Origin of the sequence: Propionigenium maris DSM 9537, from assembly GCF_027925155.1 — a bacterium.
In the GTDB taxonomy this organism is placed as follows: domain Bacteria; phylum Fusobacteriota; class Fusobacteriia; order Fusobacteriales; family Fusobacteriaceae; genus Propionigenium; species Propionigenium maris.
In genome coordinates, this window is sequence record NZ_BSDY01000048.1 from 1 (window position 1) to 9,396 (window position 9,396).

General features: G+C 40.4%; 9 protein-coding genes and 1 tRNA gene. 8 read left to right on the plus strand and 2 right to left on the minus strand.

The window, feature by feature from the left end:
* The first annotated feature begins 36 nt into the window (after positions 1 to 36).
* Positions 37 to 112: transfer RNA gene (locus tag QMG11_RS19705), tRNA-Asn, on the plus strand.
* A gap of 250 nt (positions 113 to 362) precedes the next feature.
* On the opposite strand, the gene QMG11_RS19710 is transcribed toward QMG11_RS19705, so the two are convergent.
* Together QMG11_RS19710 and QMG11_RS19715 are read right to left on the minus strand one after the other, a co-directional pair.
* The gene (locus QMG11_RS19710) at positions 363 to 1,886 is read right to left on the minus strand and encodes an ABC transporter substrate-binding protein (protein WP_281838115.1); all 1,524 of its coding nucleotides are present in this window, start codon (positions 1,884 to 1,886) and stop codon (positions 363 to 365) included.
* 144 nt (positions 1,887 to 2,030) lie between these two features.
* Positions 2,031 to 2,918, minus strand: coding sequence for a DMT family transporter (locus tag QMG11_RS19715; protein ID WP_281838117.1), 888 nt, complete (start codon positions 2,916 to 2,918; stop codon positions 2,031 to 2,033).
* A gap of 196 nt (positions 2,919 to 3,114) precedes the next feature.
* On the opposite strand from QMG11_RS19715, the gene pth reads away from it, so the two are divergent.
* The 7 genes from pth to QMG11_RS19750 all read left to right on the plus strand — a co-directional run bounded on the left by pth (position 3,115) and on the right by QMG11_RS19750 (position 9,012).
* The gene (gene pth / locus QMG11_RS19720; RefSeq protein ID WP_281838119.1) at positions 3,115 to 3,684 is read left to right on the plus strand and encodes an aminoacyl-tRNA hydrolase; all 570 of its coding nucleotides are present in this window, start codon (positions 3,115 to 3,117) and stop codon (positions 3,682 to 3,684) included.
* A 315-nt stretch (positions 3,685 to 3,999) separates the two neighbouring features.
* Positions 4,000 to 5,310, plus strand: a complete 1,311-nt coding sequence (gene rsxC / locus QMG11_RS19725) for an electron transport complex subunit RsxC (protein ID WP_281838120.1) — start codon at positions 4,000 to 4,002, stop codon at positions 5,308 to 5,310.
* A gap of 18 nt (positions 5,311 to 5,328) precedes the next feature.
* Entirely contained in the window at positions 5,329 to 6,264 is a 936-nt protein-coding gene (locus QMG11_RS19730; protein ID WP_281838122.1) for an RnfABCDGE type electron transport complex subunit D, read from the plus strand.
* Positions 6,264 to 6,788 carry an RnfABCDGE type electron transport complex subunit G gene (locus QMG11_RS19735; protein ID WP_373877245.1) on the plus strand — a complete coding sequence of 175 codons (525 nt, stop codon included), beginning with the start codon at positions 6,264 to 6,266 and terminating at the stop codon, positions 6,786 to 6,788. The genes QMG11_RS19730 and QMG11_RS19735 overlap by 1 nt, the downstream gene beginning before the upstream one ends.
* Positions 6,788 to 7,405, plus strand: a complete 618-nt coding sequence (locus QMG11_RS19740; protein WP_281838124.1) for an RnfABCDGE type electron transport complex subunit E — start codon at positions 6,788 to 6,790, stop codon at positions 7,403 to 7,405. The genes QMG11_RS19735 and QMG11_RS19740 overlap by 1 nt, the downstream gene beginning before the upstream one ends.
* A gap of 4 nt (positions 7,406 to 7,409) precedes the next feature.
* The gene (gene rsxA / locus QMG11_RS19745; RefSeq protein ID WP_281838125.1) at positions 7,410 to 7,994 is read left to right on the plus strand and encodes an electron transport complex subunit RsxA; all 585 of its coding nucleotides are present in this window, start codon (positions 7,410 to 7,412) and stop codon (positions 7,992 to 7,994) included.
* 22 nt (positions 7,995 to 8,016) lie between these two features.
* Positions 8,017 to 9,012, plus strand: coding sequence for an RnfABCDGE type electron transport complex subunit B (locus tag QMG11_RS19750; RefSeq protein WP_281838128.1), 996 nt, complete (start codon positions 8,017 to 8,019; stop codon positions 9,010 to 9,012).
* The last annotated feature ends 384 nt before the right edge of the window (positions 9,013 to 9,396 follow it).

Here is a 9,396-nt window from a genome sequence, read left to right on the forward strand (position 1 = left end):
GCCCCCTGGGAGGATAGGAACTTGCCAAGCAAAGACGCTTCCATAGCTCAGTTGGTAGAGCGCGCGACTGTTAATCGCGTTGTCGCAGGTTCGAGCCCCGCTGGAAGCGCCATTTTTATTTTTTGGAACTTTTTAAGAAATTATGAGAATAAGTAATTAATCTAAGATGGAATAATTATAGAAGCATAGGCCAATAGATGGTCTTTTTTATTTGGAATAGATATGTATACTTACAATAATAAAAGCAGGAGACCCTTAGGTCTCCTTTTTTTTATTATTAAAGAATGTATAGAATTTATAAAATATTTACCTGAATCACTCAGTATTCCGATTGATTATTAGGTGCAACATCATGCTGCTTTTTATTCAAAGGAAAATCTATAGAAATAGGAGATATTTCCCGGATGCTGATAGTATCCATTAACGTTATTTCCTGCTCCAGATGAAACAAGGGTAAAGTAAACTGGTATTGCAGGTACCTCCTCATTTAAGATCTCCTGAACCTGGAAGTAGAGATCCTTTCTGAGCTCCTGGTCTGTGGTGGATTTTGCATCTTCCAGCAGCATATCTACCTGAGAATCTTCAAAGAAGGTTCTGTTTCCAGAGCCGCCTACCTGGGAACTATGGAAGTTAGGGTATAGACCATAATCACCATCACCTGTGGATGGAGACCAGCTCATAATAAACATATCTGTATCGCCATTACCTGTAGTCTGAAGGAAGGTTCCCCACTCGATCTGCTCGATAGTTAGATCGATTCCCAGCTCCTTCCAGTTAGCCTGGGCAACCTGGGCAATTTCTGTAGCGGAATCTCCGGCAGTTGTAATCTTAAAGGAAAGGTTTTCATATCCACTCTCCTCTAAAAGCTCCTTTGCAGCTTCTAGGTTATAGTCGTAGTGAGTAAGCTCGTTCTTGTCTCCATGACCAAAAACTGGTGGCGCAAGGAAGGTGTGAGCTTTCTCAACGGTCCCCATAAGAAGGGAGTCGATAAGGGATTCTCTGTCCAGTCCCTGGAGGAGAGCTTGTCTCACCCTTTTATCCTGAAGGGGGCCACTCTTGGTATTCAAACCAATATAACTTACCCCCAATCCATCGGCCATATGAATTTCAGAACCCTTATTGCCCTCTAACATCTTTCTAGAGAAGGGGGTGAGATCGGCAGCAATATCGATCTCACCGGTCTCCAGTCCTATCACCTTGGAGTTCTCCTCGGGAACAGCTTTTATCAGGACATAGGGGATAGAGGGTTCTCCTCTAAAGTAGTCTGTATTTTTTTCTAATTTAACAAAGTTCCCAGCCTGCCACTCAGCCAACTTATAGGCTCCAGTTCCCACTGGAGACTGGCCATAGTTTTCACCGCCTGCAAGGGTAGCCTTCTTATTGAGGATGGAAGCTGATTTATGGCTCAGGTTATAGAGAAGAGCTCCAAAGGGTTCCTCTGTTTTAATAACAACGGTGAGGTCATCTGGAGTTTCAATATCTGTAATAGGTTTATAGAGGTGGGCAACTGTGGGAGACTCTTGGGCCCTCTTTATTGAAAAGTAAACATCTTCAGATGTAAGGGGCTCTCCATTGTGAAATTTAACACCCTCTCTCAGGTGGAACACAGTGGTATGGTCGTCTATCTGCTCCCAGCTTTCTGCAAGACCTGGAATCAACTTCATATTCTCATCGATCTCCAAAAGACGATCATAGATCTGAGTCATAGCTCTCTGGCAGTATAGGCTTGTAGTTTTATGGGGATCCATGGTTTTAGGATCGCTCAGCTGAGCCAAAACTATGGTATCTTTTTTACCTGAAGCAGTGTTTTCCTTGGACTGGTTACCGCATCCAGCGGCAATAAGTGTAGCTGTGATCAATGCAACTTTAAAGAATTTTGTGTTCATAGCTTTCCTCCAGAAGTATATAGTTAGGTTAAATTGCTACAAGTATACTCAAAGATATCAAATAAACGAATAGCTGACTCTAGATTTAAGCATAAATTAAGTAAGGGAAAGTTTAGAAGTAAAAAGGGAGTGCAATGCACTCCCTTAAAGAAAAATACCAGTTATTATGAAAAGAAGACCGATTATAGTCGAGATCAATATAGATTCTCCCAGTACAATGCTCAAAACCATGAGGGAGAGAAACGGAATGAGGTAGATAATCTTAGCAAGGGCTGCCTTACTCTTGGAGAGAGACATAGCCTTTCCCCAGGCAAGGAAAGCAATCCCCATCTCGCATATTCCAATGTAGATTGCAGCGCTTATACCCTTTGTGGTTAATCCCAGCTCTCCTGGAGCAAAGAGGTGAAACAGAGTAAGGGCTGTACCTATAAAGGTAAAGTTCAGGAAGTTCTTTATTACCTCCTCTCTCCTATCCCTTACATTTAAAAGCCAGTATGATGCCCATACAAAGGCGCAGAGAAGGGCAAGGGCTACTCCCTTTGGATCTGAAAGTTTAAATTCCAGGATATTTCCTTTGGTAGAGATAAACATAACCCCCAGGAAACTCAATCCTATTCCCAGCCACTTTCTCAGGGAGAGCTTCTCCTTTAAAAATACAACTGAGAGAATTGTAAGCATGATGGGCCAGGTGTATGAAAGGGGCTGAGCCTCCTGAGCCGGGATCAATTTATAAGCTTTAAAGAGCAGGATATAGTATAGCAGAGGATTAACTGTGGACATAAACAGTGAGTTAAATAAGTCCTGGGGCTTTTGTTCCCTTAACTCCCCTAACCTTCCCTCGGCCAGTATAAATACAAACATAATGCTTGCAGATGTGAGGCTGGCTATATTTATAATAAGAGGAATACTCATATATTTAAGGGCTATGGTAAAGGCTGTGGCTGCTGTGGACCAGAGTAACACAGACATACCGGCGAAAAAGTAGGGATTACGAAAGAGTGATTTTGGTCTCTCAAATACAAGTAATTTCATTTTACAACCTCCTAAGTTTTATTATCTCAGGGGATTCTATAATAAAAACAGAAAAAAGACAATAATTATTTAAAGTTAATTTTATAACTTAGAAGGCTTTGGAAACCTTGGTTTTCAAGGGAGGAGAATGGATAACGATATTTTGGGAATAGAGAAAATATGTTATAATGTATGATATATAAATTTGGAGGTAGGAATGAAGTTAATAGTTGGTTTGGGAAATCCCGGAAGGGAATATGATAAAACAAGGCACAATATCGGGTTTGATGTGATAGATATGCTTGCAGAGGATCTTGGAGTGGCAAACTTCAGAGAGAAGTTTCAGGGACTTGTGGGAGAGGCTAGTATAGGGGACGAGAAGGTATTTTTATTAAAACCACAGACCTATATGAACCTCAGTGGAAACTCCATAAAGGAAGTAATGAGCTTCTATAAATTGGATCCAGCAGAGGACCTTATAGTGATATATGATGACATGGATCTTCCCCTTGGTCAGTTAAGGATAAAGGTAAAGGGAAGTGCAGGGGGACATAACGGAATAAAATCTATCATCTCCCACCTGGGACCAGACTTCTTTAGGGTAAAGTGTGGAATAGGCAAGGCAAAGAGAAGAGAGGAAACAGTAAGCTTTGTTTTGGGGGGGTTCTCCAAGGATGAGATGAAGGAGGTAGAACCTCTTATGGAGGATGCGGCCAAAGCGGCTAAATCCCTTGTTACAGCTAAAAATATAGACAGGGTAATTCAAAAATTTAACAAGAAAAAATAGAGGTATCGGAATGTTAACCATTTCTTTACAAGACAGTTAAACAAAATAATAAAAAAATATCTAGCAGCTTTTTATAAAAAGAGCTGCTTTTATTTTACTTAACTGTATTTACCCTTATAAAACAAGGGTTACGGTTAATTTGAAACCCAAAAAAAATTAAAAAATAATCAAAACTTTGATTTACAAAGTAGAAAATGAAAAAAGTAACACCATTTATTGTTGTATTGTCGTATATTGTGTGCTAGAATTATATTAAAAAGTTTATTAAAGTATTTCATATATACTTAACATTTTTATAAAAAGAGAGGTGTTGAAATGAACCTGTTTACATTCAGAGGGGGGGTACATCCTCCAGAGAATAAACTTCAGACGGAAAATCTAGCAACTGAAGTTTTTAGCGCATCAAAGATGCTCTATGTACCGATGTTACAACATATTGGGGCACCGCTAGAGCCAACGGTAAAAATTGGGGAAAAAGTATTAAAGGGTCAAAAGATAGGAGATTCAGAAGCATTCGTATCATCTCCTGTACACTCACCAGTAAGTGGAACTGTAAAAAAGATCGAAGTTATGCCATTTCCGCTAAGTGGTAAGGTAACAACTGTGGTAATTGAAAATGATGAGCAAGAGGAGTGGGCAGAGCTGACTAAGCTTGAAAACTGGGAAGCTGCCAGCAATGAAGAGATCCTTGCAATGATAAGGGAGAAGGGAATTGTAGGAATAGGGGGAGCTTGTTTTCCTACCCACATTAAACTAAATCCTCCAAAGGATGTAAAGATCGATACACTTCTTCTAAATGGTGCTGAGTGTGAGCCATACCTAAACTCGGACAACAGATTGATGCTTGAGGAGCCTCATAAGATAATAGAGGGAATCAAGATCATCATGAAGGTGCTAGGTGTAGAGAAAGCTCATATAGGAATAGAGGACAATAAGCCTGAAGCAATTGCATCTATGAAGAAGGCCTGTGAGGGAACTAAGATAGAGGTAGCTATGCTTAAAACTCAATACCCACAAGGGGGAGAGAAGCAGTTAATTAAGGCTGTTCTAGACAGAGATGTACCAAGTGGGGGACTACCATCAGCAGTGGGAGTTGTAGTTCAGAACACAGGTACAGCAGCAGCAATCTATGAGGGGCTTCTAGAGGGAACACCTATTATAGAAAAGATAGTAACAGTATCTGGATTAGCAGTTGGCAAGCCAATGAACCTAAAGGTAAGAATTGGAACTATGTTCAACGAGATACTGGATTACGCAAATACTAACAGAGATCAAATAGAGAAGCTTGTAATGGGTGGACCTATGATGGGAATGGCTCAACCAATTGAACAGGTACCGGTAGTGAAGGGAACTTCAGGACTACTGGCTCTTACTAAGGATGAGACCAATCCATACAAGCCAAAGTCTTGTATCGTGTGTGGAAAGTGTATCAAGGCATGTCCTATGAACCTTCTTCCTAATATGTATGCTAAGCTAGCAAGGTTTAAAAGATGGGAGGAGATGGGAGAGTTCCATCTAATGGACTGTATTGAGTGTGGATCATGCTCATATATCTGTCCAGCAAACAGACCATTAACTGAAGCAATAAAGATTGGTAAAGCAAAGCTAAGAACACTTAAAAAGTAATCAATAGGAGGAAATGAAGTGGAAAGACTATTAAAGATGGGTCCATCTCCACATATAAGAACCAAGGAAAGAGTAGAGGACGTAATGTATGATGTAGTTATAGCACTACTGCCAGCCCTAGCTGCGGCAACTTATGTTTTCGGATTAAGAGCTCTTACAGTTACAGCAGTAGCGGTTCTGTCTTGTATGGGAACGGAGTGGATCTTTCAGAAAGCTATGAAGCAAGATATAGCAATATTTGATGGAAGTGCAATAATTACAGGAATATTATTTGCCTTTGTGGTACCTGCTTACATGCCTTTACAGTATGTTGTTGCCGGATCATTTGTATCCATTGCTCTTGGTAAGATGATCTTTGGAGGACTTGGACACAACATATTCAACCCTGCCCTTGTGGGAAGAGCTTTTGTACAAGCTTCTTGGCCTGTGGCAATAACAACATTTGCCTATGACGGTAGTGCTGGTGCAACAGTTCTAGATGCAATGAAGAGAGGTCTTCCTCTAGATTCATCGCTGCTTCAGGGTGGAAATCCATATGTACAGGCTCTAATCGGAAGAATGGGAGGATGTCTTGGTGAGACATCAGCTATAGCTATATTATTGGGTGGAGCTTACCTTATCTATAAGAAGCAGATTGACTGGAAGGTACCAGCAATTATAATCGGTGTAGTGGCAGCTATAACTGCAGTGGCAGGAGCCAATCCATTACTTCACATGCTTTCAGGAGGACTATTCCTAGGAGCATTCTTCATGGCTACAGATATGACAACAAGCCCAGATACAGACAAGGGTAAGATCTTCTATGCTGCTGGAATAGGTATCCTTATTGCAATGATCAGATTAAAGGGTGGATATCCAGAGGGAACAGCTTTTGCTATCCTTATCATGAATGGAGCGGTACCACTAATCAATAAATATACAGTACCTAAGAAGTTCGGGGAGGTGGCAAAATAATGAATAGATTAATACATTATGGAGCTGTCCTATTAACAATAGCAGCAATTTCAGCAGGAATACTGGCTAAGGTAAATACCCTGACAGCGCCGGTAATCGCTGAAAATGCAATGAAAGCAGTAAACGTTGCAAGAAAGGAAGTTCTTCCAGAGGCAAATACCTTTGACGGAGAGGCACTTGTAAGCGAAGATCTTGAGTTCGTACCTGGTGCCAATGAAGCTGGCGAGATAGTTGGTTACGTTGTAACAGTTTCTCAAAATGGATATGCTGGACCAATAAACTTTGTTCTAGGATTTGATGTAGACGGAGATATCACAGGTCTTAATGTAATCAGTAACACAGAGACACCTGGACTTGGGTCTAAGATAACAAACCCTGAGTGGCTAGCACTTTGGAAGGGTAGAGATTCAAGCTATGAGTTTGATAAGGGTGTAGATGCCTTTGCCGGTGCAACAATTTCTCCAGAGGCAGTATACACTGGTATGATGAGAGCTCTAAATACCTATGAAGAGGTGAAGAACTAATGGAGAATAAATCACTAAAAGTATTAACTCAAGGGATAGTAAAGGAAAACCCTGTATTTGTACTTCTACTAGGGCTATGTCCTACACTGGGAGTAACAAGTTCAGCTATAAACGGTATGGCAATGGGACTGGCTACTATGGCGGTACTTATTTGCTCAAATATGATAATATCAGCTGTGAAAAACCTGATTCCAGCAAAGGTAAGAATACCTGCTTACATCATGGTAATAGCTTCTCTAGTAACTATAGTAGAGATGATGATGAATGCATATATGCAGGATCTTTACGCAGTACTAGGACTGTTTATACCACTAATCGTAGTAAACTGTCTTGTACTTGGAAGAGCTGAGAGTTTTGCATCTAAGAACGGGATCTTTATGTCTCTACTAGATGCTATAGGTAATGGTCTTGGATTTACTCTAGCACTTACTGTGCTTGGTGCAGTGAGAGAAGCACTAGGAAATGGTTCATTCTTTGGAATTTCATTTGTGCCTGAAACTTTCAGTCCACCACTATTATTCGTACTTGCTCCAGGAGCGTTCATAACTATCGGAGCTATAATCGGTTTCCAGAATTACATGAAGATGAAAAAGATAGAAAAGACAGTGGAGGTGTAGCTAGGTGGATTTAGGAAATTTAATTTCAATAGTAATAGGAGCTATATTTATCAATAACTTTGTATTTGCTAAGTTCCTAGGTATCTGTCCATTCATGGGAGTATCTAAAAAGGTTGAGTCTTCAATTGGAATGGGAATGGCGGTAGCCTTTGTAATGACCCTAGCATCAGCTGTAACATGGTTAATATACTACTTTATGCTTGTACCATTTGGACTTGAGTATCTACAGACGATCATGTTTATCCTGATCATAGCTTCCCTAGTACAGTTTGTAGAGATGGCGATACAGAAGACATCTCCAAGCCTATATAAGGCACTGGGAGTATTTCTTCCCCTAATCACAACTAACTGTGCGGTACTGGGAGTAGCTATTCTAAATGTTCAGGAAGGGTTTAACTTCATCGAAACAATTATAAACAGTTTTGCTGTGGCAGTAGGATTTACTTTAGCACTAATACTTCTTGCGGGAATCAGAGAGAGATTGGAATATGCAGATGTACCTAGACCGTTTCAGGGGGTACCAATTGCATTTGTTTCTGCAGGTCTTTTAGCAATGGCGTTTATGGGATTCGCAGGAATGCAAATCTAGATTTTTGGGAGGTTAGTATAAAATGGGAACAATTATAATACCTATTTTAATATTGGGGGGAGTTGGACTTGTAATGGGTCTATTCCTGGCCTTCGCTTCAAAAAAGTTTGAGGTAGAGGTAAATCCCAATGTTGAAAAGATAATGGAAGTACTACCTGGGATAAACTGTGGAGCATGCGGGTTCCCGGGATGTAGTGGATATGCAGAGGCTATAGCTTTAGAGGGGGCAGAGATTACAGCATGTGCTCCTGGCGGAGGAAGCGTAGTAGAGGGGATCGCAGAGATCATGGGAATGACTGCAGATACCTCTGGAGAAAAGATTGTAGCAAGAGTTGCTTGTCAGGGAGACAAGACAAAGGTTGGAAAGTTATATGACTTCGACGTAGAGCTAAAGAGCTGTGCTACAGCAATGCTTTACTTTGGTGGAGACAAGTCGTGCTGGCACTCTTGTCTAGGATATGGTGACTGTGCTGGAGTATGTCCAGTGGATGCCATTGAGATCACTGAGGGCGGAATAGCTCTTGTGGATGAGGATAAGTGTGTATCTTGTGGAAAGTGTGCTAAGGAGTGTCCAAAGAGAGTTATAAAGATGGTTCCTCAAAGTCAGAAGGTAACTGTTTGCTGTTCTTCTAGGGAGAAGGGAGCAGTTGCAAGAAAGAACTGTAGCGTAGCTTGTATTGGATGCGGAATGTGTCAGAGAGCTTGTCCAGTGGATGCAGTAGAGGTAAAGAACAACCTGGCAACAATCGATGCAGAGAAGTGTATCGAGTGTGGTCTATGCGCTATTAAGTGTCCTACAAATGCTATTATTAATACTTCTAGGGAGATAAGGAAGGCAGAGGTAATAGAGGAGAACTGTATCGGATGTACAGCTTGCGGAAGAGTTTGCCCAGTGGATGCGATAGAGGGTGCTGTTAAGGAAAAGCACAAGGTAATAGAGGAAAAGTGTATTGGATGTCAGCTTTGCTACGATAAGTGTAAGTTCAATGCTATAAAGATAAATGTAACTGAAAAATAGAATCTAAAGACCAGCCTGTGAGGCTGGTCTTTTTTAATATATGAAAGCAATAAAGATACACTAAAATTACAATAAAGAAGAAGGAAAAACAATACTTTATAGAACCACGAGAAGCCGTTGCCTGGTTAAAAATAATACATGTTAAATTTTTTGTCAATTAACAAACAGTGCTATACGTCAATAAAATCAATAACTTTAACTTTAATGAGCTGTAAATGAACAAAAAAAGTCTAAAAAAATAAAAAAAGTATTGACGATTTATCGTAATAGTGATATTATATATCTTGTCCGCGAGGGAAACTGAAGCGAACGAGTCAAAGGACATTAGCAATTAAATAGAGAAGATAAGTCAGAAAGACGAAATGATTTTTTAATCAATTCGCA

Coding starts and splice junctions, on each gene's coding strand:
- QMG11_RS19710 (WP_281838115.1), bottom strand. CDS start 1,886: ATGAACACAAAATTCTTTAAAGTTGCATTGATCACAGCTACACTTATT.
- QMG11_RS19715 (WP_281838117.1), bottom strand. CDS start 2,918: ATGAAATTACTTGTATTTGAGAGACCAAAATCACTCTTTCGTAATCCC.
- QMG11_RS19735 (WP_373877245.1), top strand. CDS start 6,264: ATGAATAGATTAATACATTATGGAGCTGTCCTATTAACAATAGCAGCA.
- QMG11_RS19740 (WP_281838124.1), top strand. CDS start 6,788: ATGGAGAATAAATCACTAAAAGTATTAACTCAAGGGATAGTAAAGGAA.
- pth (WP_281838119.1), top strand. CDS start 3,115: ATGAAGTTAATAGTTGGTTTGGGAAATCCCGGAAGGGAATATGATAAA.
- QMG11_RS19750 (WP_281838128.1), top strand. CDS start 8,017: ATGGGAACAATTATAATACCTATTTTAATATTGGGGGGAGTTGGACTT.
- rsxC (WP_281838120.1), top strand. CDS start 4,000: ATGAACCTGTTTACATTCAGAGGGGGGGTACATCCTCCAGAGAATAAA.